Source organism: Streptomyces sp. NPDC057694 (assembly GCF_042799415.1).
GTDB lineage: Bacteria > Actinomycetota > Actinomycetes > Streptomycetales > Streptomycetaceae > Streptomyces.
Map to the genome: position 1 here is coordinate 602,984 of NZ_JBHVIX010000001.1, position 16,651 is coordinate 619,634.

General features: G+C 71.8%; 13 protein-coding genes. 6 read left to right on the forward strand and 7 right to left on the reverse strand.

Annotation, left to right across the window (positions count from 1 at the left end; genetic code table 11):
• Window positions 1–478 precede the first annotated feature (478 nt).
• The 6 genes from ACFVDP_RS02905 to ACFVDP_RS02930 all read right to left on the reverse strand — a co-directional run bounded on the left by ACFVDP_RS02905 (window position 479) and on the right by ACFVDP_RS02930 (window position 6,590).
• A complete protein-coding gene (locus tag ACFVDP_RS02905; protein WP_383482204.1) occupies window positions 479–1,165 on the reverse strand; it encodes an N-acetylmannosamine-6-phosphate 2-epimerase in 687 nt (228 codons plus the stop codon).
• Complete coding sequence (locus tag ACFVDP_RS02910) at window positions 1,162–2,103, reverse strand: ROK family protein (RefSeq protein ID WP_383482207.1); 942 nt, start codon at window positions 2,101–2,103, stop codon at window positions 1,162–1,164. The genes ACFVDP_RS02905 and ACFVDP_RS02910 overlap by 4 nt, the downstream gene beginning before the upstream one ends.
• The gene (locus ACFVDP_RS02915; protein WP_383482210.1) at window positions 2,100–3,059 is read right to left on the reverse strand and encodes a dihydrodipicolinate synthase family protein; all 960 of its coding nucleotides are present in this window, start codon (window positions 3,057–3,059) and stop codon (window positions 2,100–2,102) included. The genes ACFVDP_RS02910 and ACFVDP_RS02915 overlap by 4 nt, the downstream gene beginning before the upstream one ends.
• Window positions 3,060–3,128: 69 nt before the next feature.
• On the reverse strand, window positions 3,129–4,589 hold the full coding sequence (locus ACFVDP_RS02920; RefSeq protein WP_383482213.1) for an exo-alpha-sialidase: 1,461 nt from the start codon (window positions 4,587–4,589) through the stop codon (window positions 3,129–3,131).
• 25 nt (window positions 4,590–4,614) lie between these two features.
• Complete coding sequence (locus tag ACFVDP_RS02925; protein WP_383482215.1) at window positions 4,615–5,628, reverse strand: acetylxylan esterase; 1,014 nt, start codon at window positions 5,626–5,628, stop codon at window positions 4,615–4,617.
• A gap of 242 nt (window positions 5,629–5,870) precedes the next feature.
• Window positions 5,871–6,590, reverse strand: coding sequence for a FadR/GntR family transcriptional regulator (locus ACFVDP_RS02930; protein ID WP_383484290.1), 720 nt, complete (start codon window positions 6,588–6,590; stop codon window positions 5,871–5,873).
• A 236-nt stretch (window positions 6,591–6,826) separates the two neighbouring features.
• On the opposite strand from ACFVDP_RS02930, the gene ACFVDP_RS02935 reads away from it, so the two are divergent.
• The 5 genes from ACFVDP_RS02935 (at window position 6,827) to ACFVDP_RS02955 (ending at window position 13,513) form a co-directional block, all read left to right on the forward strand.
• Entirely contained in the window at window positions 6,827–8,383 is a 1,557-nt protein-coding gene (locus ACFVDP_RS02935; protein WP_383482219.1) for an ABC transporter substrate-binding protein, read from the forward strand.
• Window positions 8,384–8,465: 82 nt separating this feature from the next.
• Window positions 8,466–9,416 (forward strand): ABC transporter permease, encoded by a 951-nt coding sequence (locus ACFVDP_RS02940; RefSeq protein WP_383482222.1) that lies wholly within the window; start codon window positions 8,466–8,468, stop codon window positions 9,414–9,416.
• Window positions 9,416–11,392 carry a dipeptide/oligopeptide/nickel ABC transporter permease/ATP-binding protein gene (locus tag ACFVDP_RS02945; protein WP_383482224.1) on the forward strand — a complete coding sequence of 659 codons (1,977 nt, stop codon included), beginning with the start codon at window positions 9,416–9,418 and terminating at the stop codon, window positions 11,390–11,392. Before ACFVDP_RS02940 ends, ACFVDP_RS02945 begins: the two co-directional genes overlap by 1 nt.
• A gap of 50 nt (window positions 11,393–11,442) precedes the next feature.
• Entirely contained in the window at window positions 11,443–12,423 is a 981-nt protein-coding gene (locus tag ACFVDP_RS02950) for an oligopeptide/dipeptide ABC transporter ATP-binding protein (RefSeq protein ID WP_383484293.1), read from the forward strand.
• Window positions 12,424–12,610: 187 nt separating this feature from the next.
• On the forward strand, window positions 12,611–13,513 hold the full coding sequence (locus ACFVDP_RS02955) for an NADP-dependent oxidoreductase (RefSeq protein ID WP_383482227.1): 903 nt from the start codon (window positions 12,611–12,613) through the stop codon (window positions 13,511–13,513).
• Window positions 13,514–13,579: 66 nt separating this feature from the next.
• On the opposite strand, the gene ACFVDP_RS02960 is transcribed toward ACFVDP_RS02955, so the two are convergent.
• On the reverse strand, window positions 13,580–15,148 hold the full coding sequence (locus ACFVDP_RS02960) for an MFS transporter (protein ID WP_383482230.1): 1,569 nt from the start codon (window positions 15,146–15,148) through the stop codon (window positions 13,580–13,582).
• A gap of 345 nt (window positions 15,149–15,493) precedes the next feature.
• On the opposite strand from ACFVDP_RS02960, the gene ACFVDP_RS02965 reads away from it, so the two are divergent.
• Complete coding sequence (locus ACFVDP_RS02965; protein ID WP_383482233.1) at window positions 15,494–16,537, forward strand: cation diffusion facilitator family transporter; 1,044 nt, start codon at window positions 15,494–15,496, stop codon at window positions 16,535–16,537.
• Window positions 16,538–16,651: the final 114 nt, after the last annotated feature.

Sequence of the window (16,651 nt, forward strand, 5' to 3'; positions counted from 1 at the left end):
GCCTTCCGTGCACGGCCTTTCGGCCGTTCAGCGCTGTTCGAGTCCATCGTGACGGGAATCGACTCGCCTGCCGCGCGCCGCACGCGACAGCCTGCGAGAACCCGTCGACACCGTGGGTGCTCCCCTCACCCAAGGCCCCTCTTGGACTCCACGAATGGATCTCCCCACCTGCCGACACCAGGAAACGCCTGCTGATCAGCCACAACTCCCGATCAATAGATCATCATTTGTCGCCTCGTGTCCCAGCATGTGAAGCACGGTCAATCTAGACCATGAGGACCCCCCTGAAGAGGGGGATGTGTGGAATTTGTGCTTGATATTTGAAGTCGGCTCAACTGGCCGATGTTCGCCCCTAGTTGGCCCTGGAGGGCGGACACACCGTGTGACCTGTGCTGACGTGCTGTGTCCAGGGGGTTCGACGGCTGCGGCCGAACCCCCTTGCATCAGGCCCTTCTTGGAGAAAGTCGTCCGGATTCGATCAGCCGCCGAGTCCCTCCACGAACAGCCGGGTCAGGGCGGTGGGCGCCGTGATGGCGGTGCCGACGACCACGCTCGCCGCTCCCGCGGCCAACGCCTCGGCCGCCTGCGCCGGGGTCGCGATCCGGCCTTCGGCGACGACGGGTACGGCGACGGCCGCGGCCAGTTCGGCGACCAGGCGAAGATCCGGGGCGGTCTGCTCCGGCGATCCGGGGACGTAGCCGGACAGCGTGGTGGAGACGAAGTCGGCGCCCTGCCGGGCGGCTTCGATCCCTTCGGCGAGGTTCGACACGTCGGCCATCACCAGGGCTCCGGCCTCGTGCACGGCGGTGACGAGGTCGGCGAAGGTGCTGCCGTCCGGGCGCGGGCGCGCCGTGGCGTCGGCGGCGACGACGGCGGCGCCCGCCTCGACCAGGGCGCGGGCGTGCCGGACCGTGGGGGTGATGAAGACGCCGGTGTCGCCGTCCTTCCACAGGCCGATCACGGGCAGGCCGACGGCGGAGACGGCGGCCGCGACGACCTCGGGCCCGTTGACGCGGACGGCCGCGGCGCCGCCGTCCTCGGCGGCGCGGGTCATGCGCACGAGGGTGTCGGTGTGCCGCATCGCGTCGCCGGGCGGCGCCTGGCAGGACACGACGAGGCGCCCGGTGAGGGTGTCGGCGAGGGCGTCGGCGAGGGGGTTCGTCATCGGCTGGCTCCGGTGGTGCGGGGTGAGTGCAGGGGCAGGGTGCGGGTGAGCGCGGCGCCGCCCAGGACCGCCGCGTCGTGCCCGACGCGGGGCGCGCTCGGCGTCAACTGTGCGAGTGGCGCCATGAGTTCGGCGGCGAACGCCTCGCTCAACGCGTCCTGGTACAGCGGGCCGATCCGGGAGACTCCGCCGGCGACGACGACCCGGTCGGGGCCGAGGGCGTTGGCGAGGCCGCCCAGGGCGCGTCCGACGGCGCGGGCGCCGAGGGTGATGGCGGCCACGGCGTGCGGGTCGCCGCAGCGGGCGTACGCGGCGACCCGCTGGAGGGGGCCGGGCGCGGTCCCGGTGACGGCGGCGTAGTGCGTCGCGATGCCGGGTCCGGCCGCGATGGCTTCGAGATGGCCGGTGGCGCCGCAGGTGCAGGGCAGTCCGGCGGCCTCGGGGCTGGGCAGGTGGCCGAGGTGGCCCGCGATGCCGCGGGCGCCGTGCAGCATGCGGCCCCCTGCGGCGACGGCGCCGCCGACTCCGGTGCCCACGGCCGCGTAGATCAGGGAGCCGTCCGGCCCGTCCAGCGAGGCCAGTTCGGTGCCGGCGGCGGCGCGGACGTCGTTGTCGCAGGCCACGGCAAGTCCCGTACGGGCGGCGAGGCCCGCGGCGAGGGCGGTGCCGGCCCAGCCGCGGATGGTGTCGGTGGCGCTGGTGACGGTCCCGCTCACGGGGTCGATGACGCCCGCCGCGGCGACGCCGATGGTCTCGGCCCGCGCGTCGCGCACCGCCGCGGCGGCCTCGGCCAGGGCGTCGAGGACGGCCTCGGCTCCCTCGGCCGCCGGGGTCGGCAGGCTGTGCCGGGCGAGGATCGTGCCGTCGGCCCCGACGAGGGCGGCGTCGATCTTCGTGCCGCCCAGGTCGAGGCCGATGACCGGCAGGGTCCGCGTCATCGGACCGGCAGCAGGCCGGCCGCGCGCAGGTGCCGCTCGACGAAGGCGACGGAGTCCGCGCTCAGCTGGATCTGCGACACGGCGGTGGTCCCCTGCGTAAAGACGCCGAGCAGGCTCAGGGCGTGCTTGAACGCTCCGATGGCCGAGGAGTTGCGGCCCATCTCGCTCTCCGGGCCGGCGTCGACCAGGCCGAACAGCTCGACCAGGCGCTCCTGTTCCTTGACGGCGGTGTCCAGGTCGCCGCCGCGCACGGCGTCGTAGAGGCGGACGTAGCCGGCCGGGTCCACGTTGCCGAGACCGGGGACGACTCCGTCGACGCCCGCCAACAGGACGGCGTCCACGGTCAGTTCGGAGCCCGTGAGGATGCTGAAGGCCGGGGCCGGGCCGTCGGCGCGGCCGCCGCGCCCGCCCAGTTCGACGAGGAGCCGACGCAGCGAGCCCTCGTCGCCGCTGCTGTCCTTCAGGCCGACGATCGTGCCGTCCTCGGCGAGTTCCCGCACGAGTGCGGCGGAGAGCTTGCTGTGCACCGAGACCGGCACGTCGTAGGCGAACAGGGGAGCGTCGACCCGCTGGCGCAGGGTGCGGAAGTGGCGGGCTATCTCGACGGGGTGGGTACGGGCGTAGAAGGGGGCGGTGGCCACGAGGGCGTCCGCGCCCGCGGCGCGGGCCGCACGGGCGTGTTCGACGACGCGCGGGGTGGTCATGTCGATGACGCCCGCGAGGACCGGGACGCGCCCGGCGGCGGCCTCCACGACGGTCTCCAGGGCCACGGCGCGCTGCCGGTCGGTGAGGAAGGCGACCTCGCTGCTGGAGCCCAGCGCGAACAGGCCGTGCACTCCCCCGCCGATGAGGTGCTCGACGAGCCGGGCGAGGGAGGCCGTGTCGACCTCGCCCGCCGCGTCGAGCGGGGTGCACAGGGGCGGGACGACGCCGCGAAGAGGCTGGGACCAGGACATGGGAACTCCAGATGGTGCGTGGGTGGATCGGAACGGACGGGGCCGCCCTCGCGGGCGGCCCCGCGGGGGTTACTGGGTGGTGATGGTCAAGGTGCTGTCGCCGTAGGCGTGTTGGCGGCCGCGGACCTGGTAGTCGGCGGTGGCCTTCACGGCTGCGGCGGTGGCGGTCGCGGGCACGGTGACGGGCACCTTCACTGTGGCGCCCTGGCCCGGGTTGAGCGCGGGCACGGTCACGCTGGGCGCGGTGTAGCCGCTCGGCAGTGCGAGGGAGACCGAACCGGCGGGCAGCGCCACGTCGTTCTGGCTGACGACGCGGACGGCGACCTCGGTGGTGGCTCCGGCCTTGAGGGTCGCGGGCGGGGTGACGGTGACCGGCGCGCAGACCCCGCCGAGCCATTGCAGGTCGAACGACGAGTAGGTGATGTGCTGGTAGTTGTCGCGCTCCCAGAGCAGACCCATGCCCGCGTTCGCTCCGGTGCCGTCGCCGAGCGGGGTGAGGGTCGAGTACGCGGCCGACCCGGCCTCGACGGTCTTGCGCACCGGCCAGTTCTGGCCGTTGTCACAGGACAGCCGAACGGTGAGGTTGCTGCGCCCGCTGGTGGTCGCGGTGTTGCTGAACATGAGCCAGGAGGCGCGCGGGTGCGAGGCGTCGACGCCGGGCGCGAAGCGCGTGATCGAGCCGTTGTTGGCGGGGTCGGGCAGTTCGGTGTCCTGCTGGAGGGCGGTGTAGGTGACACCGCCGTCGCTCGAATAGGCCACGGTCCGGTAGGGCGCCGACCGGTTGTTGAGCATGATCCGCCCGTCGGACAGCTCGACCGTCTTGTTCTCGTCGCCGCCCGGGCCCACGGGCGTGCCCATCTTCCAGGTGGCGCCGTGGTCGTCGCTGTAGGCGCTGACCGCGTAGTTCGCGCCATTCTTCCGGATCGCGTACTGCTGGACCAGACGGCCCTTGTACGTGCCGTGGCGCAGCTGTATGCCTTCGCCGGATGCGGCGAACATGCCGCCCCAGGAGGGGTCCTTGATGTCGGCGGTGATGCGTTCGTGGCTCCAGGTCACGCCGTCGTCGTCGGAGTAGCTGTAGTCGGCCTGGAGGACGTTCGGATCGCTCTCGTCGTTGCCGGTGGCGGAGCCGAGGAAGCCCTGGTTCACGGAGGCCGCGTAGAAGAGGAAGATGCGGCCGGTGTCGTGGTCGACGAGCAGGCTGGGGTCGCCGTAGCCCTTCGGGGCGGCGTCCTTGCGGACGACCTGCTGGGCCTGCCAGGTGGCGCCGCCGTCGGTGCTGCGGCGCACCATCACCCCGATGTTGGCGGGCAGGTCGGCGAGGGTGGGGCGGGCGTCGTAGGCGGCGAGCAGGGTGCCCTGGCCGGTCCGGGTCAGGGCGGGGATGCGGTAGTAGGGCGAGCCGGTTCCCGCGGTCGCCAGGTCCTGCGAGGTGAGCGTGCCCGCGGTGGCGCCGTGGGCGCCGGTCGTGGTCGTGGCCACGACGGCGAACGCCGCGGCGAGGGTGGCCAGGGTGACTCTTCGCTGCATGAACGGACCTCTTCTCGGGTGGGGGTCAGACGAGTTGGGGGTCGTGCAGGGACCGGACATCTGCGGGGTGTCCGGGGTCGAGGAGTGCGCGCACCCATCCGAGCTGCTCGCGCCGGTGATGACCGCCGCCGCCCTCGTGGCCGTTGAACTCGTAGACGCGGACGTCCTTGGGGCCGGCGTAGCGGTGGTAGGCGGCGAAGCAGGTGGAGGGCGGGCAGATGTCGTCCATCAGGGCGATGGAGAACAGGGCCGGGGCGGTGGCCCGGGCCGCGAGGAGGGCCGCGTCGACGTAGGACAGCGTGCGGAACACGGTGTCCGCGCGGTCGCGGTACAGGCTCAGGTAGGCGGCGATCTCGGTGTACGGGCTCGTGGCGGAGATCCGCGCGGCCCGCCGGATGTCGCACAGGAACGGGACGTCGGGGAGGACGCCCGCGAGGCCCGGCACGAGTCCCGCCACCGCGAGGGCGATGCCGCCGCCCTGGCTGACACCGGTCACCACGATGCGGTCGGGGTCGATGGCGGGGTGGGTGCGCAGGGCGTCGACGCAGCGGACCGCGTCGGTGAACACCCGCCGGTAGTAGTGGTCTTCGGGGCGCTCGACGCCGCGGGTCAGGAAGCCGGGGACCGAGCCGCCGACGGCGGCCGCGTCCGGTGTGTCGCCTCGGGCCGTCGACCAGCCCTGGCCGCGGGTGTCCATGATGAAGTGCGCGTATCCGGCGCTGGCCCAGAGCAGTTGTTCGTGCGCGAGGCCCCGGCCCCGCCCGTATCCGAGGAACTCGACGACGCAGCCCAGCGGTTCGCGTGCGCCGGCGGGCAGGTGCAGCCATCCGCGGACGGGTTCGCCGTCGAAGCCCGGCACGGTCGCGTCGTAGGTCGTCACCTGGGTCAGGCCGGTGTCGACGGGCGCGAAGTGCGGGCGGGCGCCGGTGTCCCGCGCCCGGTCGAGGGTGTCGGCCCAGAACCGGTCGAGGTCCTCGGGTTCGTCGAGGTCGGGCCGCAGTGCGAGGCACTCGGCGAGGGTCAGGTCCGTCAGCGGCATGAGAAGAGGCCCCGATGGGTGTGGCGTGCGCAGGGCACGGCGGAAGGGAAGCGAGGGGGTCGACGCGGGGACGGATCATCACCGAACACCAGACGTCAGATGTCTGCTGTCAGGGGACTCTAGGAGTCCGCGTGACACCCGTCAAGAAGCACTGGCCGGGATCAACCCCGCAGAGAAGGCACAACGAAGACACAACGAGGTACCGCTCGGGCGGAGCGGTACCTCAAGCGTGAACGGCCGGGTCAGCGGCGGGCCCGCGCCTCCATGATCCGGCGGCGCACCGGCTCGTAGTGGTCGACCAGTGCCGCCTCGAACTCATCGGCGTCGCGGTCGCGCACGGCGTCCACGATGCGCTGGTGGTTGGCGATGGTGGCGGCCCCGTGCTCGTGCGTGAACACGTCGAGGTGCGGGGCGACGATGACGTAGACGTCCCAGAAGGCCGCCGACAGCTGGCCGATCAGGTTGTTGCCGAGCGGCGCGACGAGCAGCGTGTGGAAAGCCCGGTCCGCGTCGACGAACCCGTGCCCACTGCCCGCACCGGTCTCGCGCATCGTGTCCACGTACCCCTGGAGCCGGTCGACCTGCTCGTCGTCCAGCGCGTCGACGAGCCGCTCGGCCATGCCCCGCTCGAAGAGCTCGCGCACCTCGACGAGGTCCCACATGACCTGGAAGTCGTCGTCGGGGCTCAGCAGACCGCGGAAGGTGAGGCTCTCGACCAGGGCGGACAGGCTGAGCCGGCCCACGTACGTGCCGTGCCCGTGGCGGACTTCGACGATGTCCAGTGCGGTGAGGATCCTGATCGCCTCGCGCACGCTGGAGCGGCTCGCGCCCAGGGCCTCGCACAGGGCCGGTTCGGTCGGCAGCGGGTCACCCGGGCGGAGCTTGTTGTGCAGGATGTACGTCTTGATGCCGTCGACGACCTCTTGTCTGAGCGGCTGCCGCGCCGACTTGGGCGCCGGCATCACCGGCCGCGCGGACCCCTGTTCCACCGCCACCTCTTGACCCCTCTCCTTGACCGGACTACCTTCCCACACTATCAAGGCATCAGACATCATACGTCTGATGCGCAGTCTGTGAGGTTCTCACCACACTTGCTGCCAGAACGACCACCTCTCTGGTCATTCTTAGTCACCCTCTCCCCCGCCTGGAGGACTCCTTGCCCTCGCGCAGCGCAGCCGGCGTCGATCGCCGCACCTTCATGAGATACACGAGCGCCATCGGTGTGACGACCGCGATCACCGCAGGGTTGACGGGCTGCGGCGGCCCGGCTTCCAGCGGCGACGGCGCGAAGAAGTCCGCCGGCGGTGACACCGGCACCATCGAGGCCGGCCTGTCCTACCCGCTGTCCACCGGCTTCGACCCGATGATCACGTCGGGGGCCACCCCGTACGCGGCGAACATGCACATATTCGAGGGCCTGGTCGACCTCGACCCGGCCACCCTCACCGCGCACCCCGCGCTGGCCACGGCCCTGCCGAAGAAGATCAACGCGACGACCTACCGGGCCACGCTGCGCAAGGGCGCCACGTTCCACGACGGTTCCGCCGTCACCACCGAGGACGTGGTCTTCAGCTTCGAGCGGGTGCTGGACGAGAAGAACGCGTCGCTGATGGCGCAGTTCGTGCCCTTCATCGACAAGGTCACCTCCGTCGACGACAGCACCGTCGAGTTCAAGCTGAAGTACCCCTTCGCCCTGTTCCCCTCGCGGGTGTCCGTGGTGCGGATCGTCCCGAAGAAGATCGCGGGCGCCGACGCCAAGACGTTCGACGCCAAGCCGGTCGGCTCGGGCCCGTACCGCTTCGTCTCCGCGACGCGCGAGGACAAGATCGTGATGGAGGCCTACGACAAGTACAACGGGCCCCACCCCGCCAAGGCCAAGAAGATGGTCTGGCACCTGATGTCGGACCCGTCCGCCCGGGTGAGCGCCCTACAGTCCGGCCGCGTACAGGCCATCGAGGACGTGCCCTACATCGACATGAAGGGCTTCACCGGCAAGAACAAGGTGGAGTCGGTGCAGTCGTTCGGGCTGCTGTTCCTCATGTTCAACTGCAAGGACAAGCGGTTCGCGGACAAGCGGGTGCGCCAGGCACTGCACTACGCCCTGGACACCGAGAAGATCATCAAGACGGCGCTGCTCGGCAACGCCGAACCGGCCTCCGGATACGTGCCCGCGACGCACCCGGACTACCACAAGGCCGCGACCGTCTACACGCACGACGTCGCCAAGGCGAAGAAGCTGCTCTCCGAGGCCGGCGTCGGCAAGCTGTCCTTCACCCTGATGCTCACCGACACCGGCTGGGTCAAGGACATCGCCCCGCTGATCAAGGAGAGCTGGGCGGCGGCCGGCATCGACGCCAAGCTGGACATCGCGCAGTCCCCGGCCCAGTACGCCAAGGTCGACAAGGGGAGCTTCGACGTGCTGGCCGCGCCGGGCGACCCGTCGGTCTTCGGCAACGACGCCGACCTGCTGCTGCGCTGGTTCTACTACGGCTTCTGGCCCGAGAAGCGCTACGGCTGGACCGGTTCGGCCGCGTACAAGAAGACCAAGTCGCTGCTGGACAAGGCCGCGAGCGAGGCCGACGAGAGCAGGCGCAAGGAGCTGTGGGGGCAGGTCACGGACCTCGTCGCCGAGGAAGCCGCGCTCTACCCGGTGCTGCACCGTAAGCTGCCCACCGCGTGGACGAGTGACGCGCTCACGGGCTTCAAGCCGCTGCCGACGACCGGCCTGTCCTTCGTCGACGTCGGCCGCGCCTGACCGTCGCACCGCAAGGCCGCCGGGCCCGCCCCGCATCTGACCCGCGGGGCGGGCCCGGCCCCCAACCTCTAGGAACCTCACGATGGTTGCTTTTCTCCGGCTCGCGCTGCGCCGCGTCGCGATGATGCCGGTGATGATCCTCGGCATCGCGCTGCTGGTCTTCGTCGTCATGCAGTTCTCGCCGGCCGATCCCGCGTACAACGCGCTCGGTGACAGTGCGAGCCCCGCGGCGCGGGCCGCGTTCGCCGAGGCGCACGGGCTCAACGACCCTTTGCCGGTGCGGTACTTCTCGTTCCTGGGCCAGCTCGTGCGGGGTGACCTCGGCGTCACCGTGCCGCCCAGCCAGCCCGTGATCGACCGCATCGCGACGGCCTTCCCGCTCACCCTGCAGCTCACGCTGCTCGGTCTGGCGCTGGCCATCGTGCTCGCGCTGATCCTCGGCGTGACCAGCGCGATGTACCGCGACCGCTGGCCCGACCAGGTCTTCCGCGTCCTGTCGATGGCGGGGATCGCCCTGCCCTCGTTCTGGCTCGGCGTGCTGCTCATCCAGCAGTTCGCGCTGAACACCCCGCTGTTCCCGACCGGCGGCTATGTGAACCCGGCCGACTCCTTCACCGGCTGGCTGCGTTCGCTGGCTTTGCCCGCGATCTCGCTCGCGCTGCCCGTCGCCGCGTCGCTGGCCCGCCTCATCCGCACCTCGATGGTGACCGAACTCGACCGGGACTACGTCCGCACCGCCCGGGGCAGCGGTCTGCCGCCGTTCCTCATCATCCGCTCGGTGCTGCGCAACGCCCTGGTCACCCCGCTCACCGTCCTCGGTGTCAAGGTCGGCTACCTGCTCAGCGGCGCCGTCGTCATCGAGGCGATCTTCGACCTGCCCGGCATGGGCAAGCTGATCCTCGAAGGCGTCTCCGGCGGGGACGTCGCGCTCGTCCAGGGCACCGTGCTCACGATCGCCATCGCGTTCCTCGTGGTCAACGTCGTCGTCGACCTGCTCTATCTGCTCGTCAACCCGCGTATCAGGACGGTGTGATGCTCGCCCCACGCTCTCTCGCCGGGCGCCTCGCCCGGCCCGGCGCCCGGCTGCGCCGCCTCTCCCCGACCGCCCGTATCGCGTTCGGTGTGCTCCTGATCGTCGTGCTCGGCGCCGTCCTCGCGCCGCTGCTCACCCAGGACCCGCTCGCCACCGGCACGCCGGCCCAGGCGCCGAGCGGCGACCACTGGTTCGGCACCGACCGGGCCGGCCGTGATGTCTTCGCCCGCGTGGTGCACGGCGCGCGCTACTCCCTCACCATCGGCTTCGGCGCGACGCTCCTGGCGCTGGTCATCGGCTCCGTGCTGGGCGCGCTGGCGGCCACCTCGCGCAAGCTCGCCGACGAGGGCGTGATGCGCACGCTCGACGTCGTGATGTCGTTCCCGCCGATCGCCCTCGCGGCCGTCCTCGTCGCCGTGTTCGGGCCGAGCGTCCCGGTCATCATCTTCACCATCGCGTTCGTGTACGCGCCGTCGCTGGCCCGTGTCGTCCGCGCCAACGTCCTCGAGCAGTACGGCGAGGACTACGTCGCCGCCGAGCAGGTCATCGGCGCCCGGCGCGGCTACATCGTCGCCCGGCACGTCGCCGTCAACTGCGCCGCCCCGGTGATGGTGTTCGCCACCGTCATGGTCGCCGACTCCATCATCTTCGAGGCGAGCCTGTCGTTCATCGGCGCCGGTGTGCAGGACCCCGACCCGAGCTGGGGCAGCGTCCTCGCGTACGGCCGGCAGATCCTGCTGTCCGGCGGCTGGTGGGCCACCTTCTTCCCCGGCCTGTGCCTGCTGGTCACCGTGCTCGCCCTGAACATCCTGTCGGAGGGCATGACGGACGCCGCGGCGGCGCCGGACAAGTCCCGCACCGGGGGCGGCGACGAGGCCGTCACCGCGGTCCCGGCCGACGCCGCCGTGGAGCAGGGCGACGTGGACGCCGCGCTCGCCGAACTCGCCGAGCGTCTGTCGCACATCGAGCCCGCCGTGCCCGCGCTGCCCGCCGACGCGGCCGACCTGCTCGTCGTCCGCGACCTCGCGATCCGCTTCCCCGACCGGTACGGCGACACGCGCGTCGTCGACGGCATCTCCTTCACCGTCCGCGAGGGCGAGACGCTGGGCCTGGTCGGCGAGTCAGGCTGCGGCAAGTCCATCACCAGCCTCGCGGTCATGGGGCTGCTCGCCCGCAACGCCGAGGTCGAGGGCGAGATCCGCTACCGCGGCCGCGACCTGCTGACCCTGTCGGCGAAGGAGCGCCGCGCCCTGATGGGCCCGGAGATCGCCATGGTCTACCAGGACGCGATGTCGTCCCTGAACCCGTCCGTGCTGATCGGCACCCAGCTCAAGCGGCTCACCTCCCGCGGCGGCACCCGCACCCCCGCCGAACTCCTCGATCTGGTCGGCCTCTCCCCCGACCGCACCCTGCGCAGCTATCCGCACGAGCTGTCCGGCGGCCAGCGCCAGCGCGTCCTGATCGCCATGGCCCTCTCCCGCAGCCCCCGGCTGCTCATCGCGGACGAGCCGACGACCGCGCTGGACGTCACCGTGCAGGCCCAGGTCGTCGAACTGCTCACGCGGCTGAGGGACGAACTCGGCTTCGCCATGGTCCTCGTCTCGCACGACCTCGCCCTCGTCGGCGACCTCGCCCACCGCGTGGCCGTCATGTACGCGGGTCAGGTCGCCGAGGCCGGCACGACGCGCTCCCTGCTGACCGACCCGGCACACCACTACAGCCGCGGTCTGCTCGGCTCCGTCGTCTCCCTGGAGGCGGGCGCGGAGCGCCTCCACCAGATCCGGGGTGTGGTGCCCGCGCCCCGGTCGTTCGGCCCGGGCTGCCGGTTCGCCTCGCGCTGCGCCGCCGCCACCGACCTGTGCGCCACCACGCCGCCGGCCGCCGTCGGGCGGGGCAGCGCGGAGGACCACCGGTTCGCGTGCCACCACCCGGCGCCCGCAGCACAGCCCGTACCGTCCCTGGAGAGCACCCGATGACCGCGCTGCAGCACGCCCCGGAACGCGCCGGGGAATCCGCCACGGACCCGCTGATCCGGCTCGACGGCATCCACGTACGGCACAAGGCGCGCAGCGGCGGCATCCTGCGCCGCGACTCCGTGTACGCGCTGACCGATTGCTCCTTGGAGGTGCGGCGCGGCGAGATCCTGGGCCTCGTCGGCGAGTCGGGCTGCGGCAAGTCGACGCTGGCCCGCGTGGTCACGGGATTGCAGCGGCCCACCGAGGGTCAGGTGGCCTTCCGCGGCCGTGACCTGTGGGCGATGTCCGCGGCCGAACGGCGCGACGGGTTCGGGCCCGCGGTCGGCGTCGTCTTCCAGGACCCGTCCACGGCGCTCAACCCCCGGCTGCCGGTGCGCCGCATCCTGCGCGACCCGCTGGACGTGCACCGCCGGGGCACGCGGGAGGCCCGCGAGGCGCGGGTCCTGGAGCTGCTCGACCTGGTGGGCCTGCCCGGGCACACCCTGGACGCGACGCCCGGTCAGCTCTCGGGCGGGCAGCGCCAGCGGGTGGCGATCGCCCGGGCGCTCGCCCTCGAACCCGAGCTGATCGTCGCCGACGAGCCGACGAGCGCGCTGGACGTGTCGGTGCGCGCGCAGATCCTGAACCTCCTCACCGATCTGCGGACACGCCTCGGGCTCGGCATGGTGTTCATCTCCCACGACGTCCAGACCGTGCGCTATCTCGCCGACCGGATCGCCGTGCTCTATCTGGGGCGCGTGGTCGAGGAGGGCCCGGCGGACCAGGTCACCGGGCAGTCCCGCCACCCCTACACGGAGGCGCTGCTGTCGGCCACGCCGAGCCTGCTGGAGCGGCCGGACCGGATCGTGCTGCACGGCCCGGTGCCGTCGGCCACCCACCCGCCGACCGGCTGTCCGTTCCGTACGCGCTGCTGGAAGGCGGACGACGTGTGCGCGACCGTGTTCCCGGCCGCGGAGACGGGCGAGGACGGACGGCGTTGGCACTGCGTGCACCCGCAGGAGATCCAGCTCGGGGACGCGCCGGAGCAGTGACGGCGGTGCCGGTGCGGCGCCCGCGTGTTCTTCCTCCGGAGGGACGGGTGGGCGCCGCACCGGCATGTGCGCCGGAAAAGGCGCAGAGCGCGGGCCTGATCTGTCCCGTACGGTCGTCGCAACGAACGAAGGAACAGCGCCTCTCGGCCGGCGGTACTCCCGGCCCGGGGTGAGATCGGAGCCGTGGATGAAGGCCGCCCGCTTCAGTGTGTTCGGGGACCCCGACGTCCTCGACATCGTCGAACTCCCCGATCCGCACCCGGGCCCCGGCCAGGTGCGGATCGCGGTCCGCGCGGCCGGTGTCAACGCCAGTGACTGGAAGAAGCGCCGCGGTCTGATGGACCAGGAGCTTCCGCAGACGCTGGGCTACGAGGCGGCGGGCGTCGTCGACGAGGTGGGCGAGGGCGTCACGGACGTGGCCGTCGGCGACCGCGTCTTCGGCTTCTGCCCCGACGGAGCGGCCCAGGCGGAACTGGCGGTACTGGCCTTCTACGCGCCGATCCCTCCGGCGCTCGACTTCGCCGCTGCCGCCGCGCTCCCCAGTTCCGTCGAGACGGCGATGCGCGCCCTCGACCAACTGGGCGTCGAAAACGGCAGCACGCTGCTCGTGAACGGCGCCTCGGGGAGCGTCGGCAGTGCGGCGGTGCAGTTCGCCGTGGCCCGCGGTGCGCGGGTGATCGGCACCGCGGGTCCGTCGAATCACACATATCTGCGGTCGCTGGGCGCCGAGCCCGTGGCCTACGGTGACGGGCTCGCCGAGCGGGTGCGGGAGCTCGCGCCCGACGGTGTCGACCTCGCGCTCGATGTCGCCGGGAGCGGGGTGCTGCCCGAGCTGATCGGGCTCGCCGGCGGTCCGGAACACGTGCTGACCGTCGCGGACTTCGCCGGTGCGCGGGACCACGGGGTGCGGTTCAGCCGTGGCGACGACGGACGCGCGGTGCACGCGCTCACCGAGATCGGCCCGCTGATCGAGGCCGGGGGCTTCGCACCGCCCGTCGTGAGCACCTTCCCGCTCGCCGGGATCGCGGAGGCGCACCGGGCCGGCGAGAGCGGCCGGGTGCGCGGAAAGCTCGTCCTGCTGGTCGGCTGACCCTCGACATGGGTGGTGCCCGGAGAGACCGCTCTCTTCCGGGCACCACCCATGTCGTACGACGGTTCAGACGCCGGCGGGTTCCCGGGCGTCGGGCTTCGCCGTCTCGGCCAGGGGGTCGGGGCCGTCGGCCGGGAGCTGCGAGAGCGGGCCGCGCGTGTACTGGGCGGTGACCAGCGCCGAGGCTTCCTCCGCGGTGGAGACCGACGGCGGGGAGCCGGCCAGCGGCTGGCGCGCCGTCTCCTTCATGAAGAGGACGGCGACGGCGCCGACGACGGCCGCGAACATCATGTAGAACGCCGGCATGAGGCTGTTGCCGGTGGCGCTCGTCAGGCCCTCCATCACCAGCGGCGTGGTGCCGCCGAAGAGGGACCCGGCGACGTTGAACGAGATCGCGAGCGCCGAGTAGCGCACCTCGGTGGGGAAGAGCGCCGGCAGCACGGCGGACATCGTCGCGAGGAACGTCAGCAGGCACAGGCCGAGCAGCAGCAGACCGGCGTAGATCGCGACGTGGCCCCCACTGCGCAGCAGCAGGAACGCGGGCACGGTCAGGACGACGAAGCCGAGCATGCCGGTCAGCAGGACGGGCTTGCGGCCGACGCGGTCGGAGAGGGCACCGAGCGGGTGGACCAGGCACATCAGGACGACCATGACGACGACGAGGGCGACGAGTCCGGCGGTGGAGCCGTACTTCAGCTCGTCGGTCAGGTAAGTCGGCATGTACGACAGCAGGCCGTAGTCGGCGATGTCGTAGGCGGCGACGAGCACCATGCAGAGCATCAGCGCACGCCAGTGGTCGCGGAAGAACGGGCCGAAGCGGAACTTCGGGCGCTCGGCGCCCTGCTCCTGCTCGCGCTCCAGCTCCTGGAAGGCCGGGGTGTCCTCCAGCTTGAGCCGCATGTACATGCCGATCAGACCGAGCGGACCGGCGACCAGGAACGGCACGCGCCAGCCCCAGGAGAGCATGGCGCCGTCGTCCAGGGCGGTGGTCAGAACGGTGACGAGACCGGCCGCGCCGACGTATCCGGCGAGCGTGCCGAACTCCAGGTAGCTGCCGAAGAAGCCGCGCCGCTTGTCGGGGGCGTACTCGGCGATGAAGGTGGCCGCGCCGCCGTACTCACCGCCGGTCGAGAAGCCCTGGATGACGCGGAAGAGGAGCAGCAGCACCGGCGCCCAGATGCCGATGGCGGCGTACGAGGGCACGAGGCCGATGCCGAAGGTGCCGAGCGCCATCATGATCATGGTGAGGGACAGGACCTTCTTGCGGCCGATCCGGTCACCGAGCGGCCCGAAGACGAATCCGCCGATCGGCCGCAGCAGGAAGGCCGCGGCGAACGCACCGAACGAGGCGAGGGTCTGGGCCGTCGGGTTGCCCGACGGGAAGAACACCTTGCCCAGCGTGACGGCCATGTAGGAGTAGATGCCGAAGTCGAACCACTCCATGGCGTTGCCGAGCATCGCGGCCTTCACCGCGCGCTTGACCGCCGACTCCTCGGTCACGGTGATGTCGCTGCGCCGCAGCTTGGGGCTGCGCCGTCGCTCGATGACCCGGAACAGTCCCCTGTGGCGGCGTACCGCCTCCGGGTTCCACTCCGGCTCGGCCTCACTTGCCGCCTGCGTCGTCTCCGCGCTCACTGACGGATTTCCTTCCTCCGGCTTCCCTCCGGACGGGGGCGCGGGCCGGTCTCCCGGTGCGCCGCCTCCGGACAAGAAGGCAAACTCCTTCAGGCAGACCCGCATGCCCCCCGATCGGCACTTCCATGCAGGTCGAAAACACGGCGCCCCCGCGAGGAAGATCACACCCGCCCGTCGGACCGGTGCCCCATGCACGCATCCGCCCGCTCCCGGGACGCGCCGAAGAGGTGCAGGTCAGGGGCTTCATATCCGACATGACAACGGTCACCGGTGCAGCCTTTGCCGATGGTCGCGGCATGCGTTTGACTGCCATGAAGGCAACCGTCGACGGGGGAGGACGCGCACATGAGCCGGCACGACCACGGGCCGACCTCGGGGCACACCGACAGCCCCGGGGACGGTCACGACCACGGCGGCCACGGGCACGCCGGTCACGCGCACGGCGTCTCGGCGGACGCGGACCGCCGCTGGCTCGGCATCGCGCTGGCGTTGATCACGGGCTTCATGGCCGTCGAGGTCGTCATCGGCGTCGTCGCCCGCTCCCTCGCCCTGATCTCGGACGCGGCGCACATGCTCACCGACGCCGCGTCCATCGTGCTCGCGCTGATCGCGATGCGGCTGGCGGCCCGTCCGGCGAAGGGCCGCTTCACCTACGGACTCAAGCGCGCCGAGATCCTCTCCGCCCAGGCCAACGGGCTGACGCTGCTCCTCCTCGGTGTCTGGCTCGCGTACGAGGCGGTGCGCAGGCTGCTCTCGCCGCCCGAGGTCGCGGGCGGACTGATGCTCGCCACCGCGCTCGCCGGCATCGTCGTGAACGTCGCCGCGACCTGGTGCCTGTCCCGGGCGAACCGCTCCTCCCTCAATGTGGAGGGCGCCTACCAGCACATCCTCAACGACCTGTTCGCTTTCATCGGGACCGCCGTCGCCGCCCTGATCGTCGTCCTCACCGGTTTCGCCCGCGCCGACGCCATCGCCACCCTCGTCGTCGTCGCCCTGATGGTGAAGGCGGGGTACGGGCTGTTGCGGGACTCCGGGCGGATCTTCCTGGAGGCCGCGCCCGCGGGCCTGGACCCCGACGCCCTGGGCGACCGGCTCGTCGCGCAGAAGCAGGTCGTCGAGGTGCACGACCTGCACGTCTGGCAGATCACCTCCGGGCAGGCGGCCCTGTCCGCGCACGTGCTGGTCGAGCCCGGCGGCGACTGCCACGCCGTGCGCCGCACGCTGGGCGAACTGCTGCGCGACGACTACGGCATCACGCACACCACCCTTCAGGTCGATCACGCCCCGGAGCCCGTCCTCCAGGTCGCGCGGACCGGCGCCACCGGGGAGGACTCCCACTGCGCGGACTCCCACGGTCCGGTCCACCGGGACGGGCCGCACGCCCACTGACGCCCGCACCTCACACCCTCCGGCGGAACAATGCGGCCGCCCGCAGCGCTGTTCCTGATACCTGGCCAGGTATCAGTTGCGCGGACAAGACCGGCGGCAGGGCCCCATGGGGGC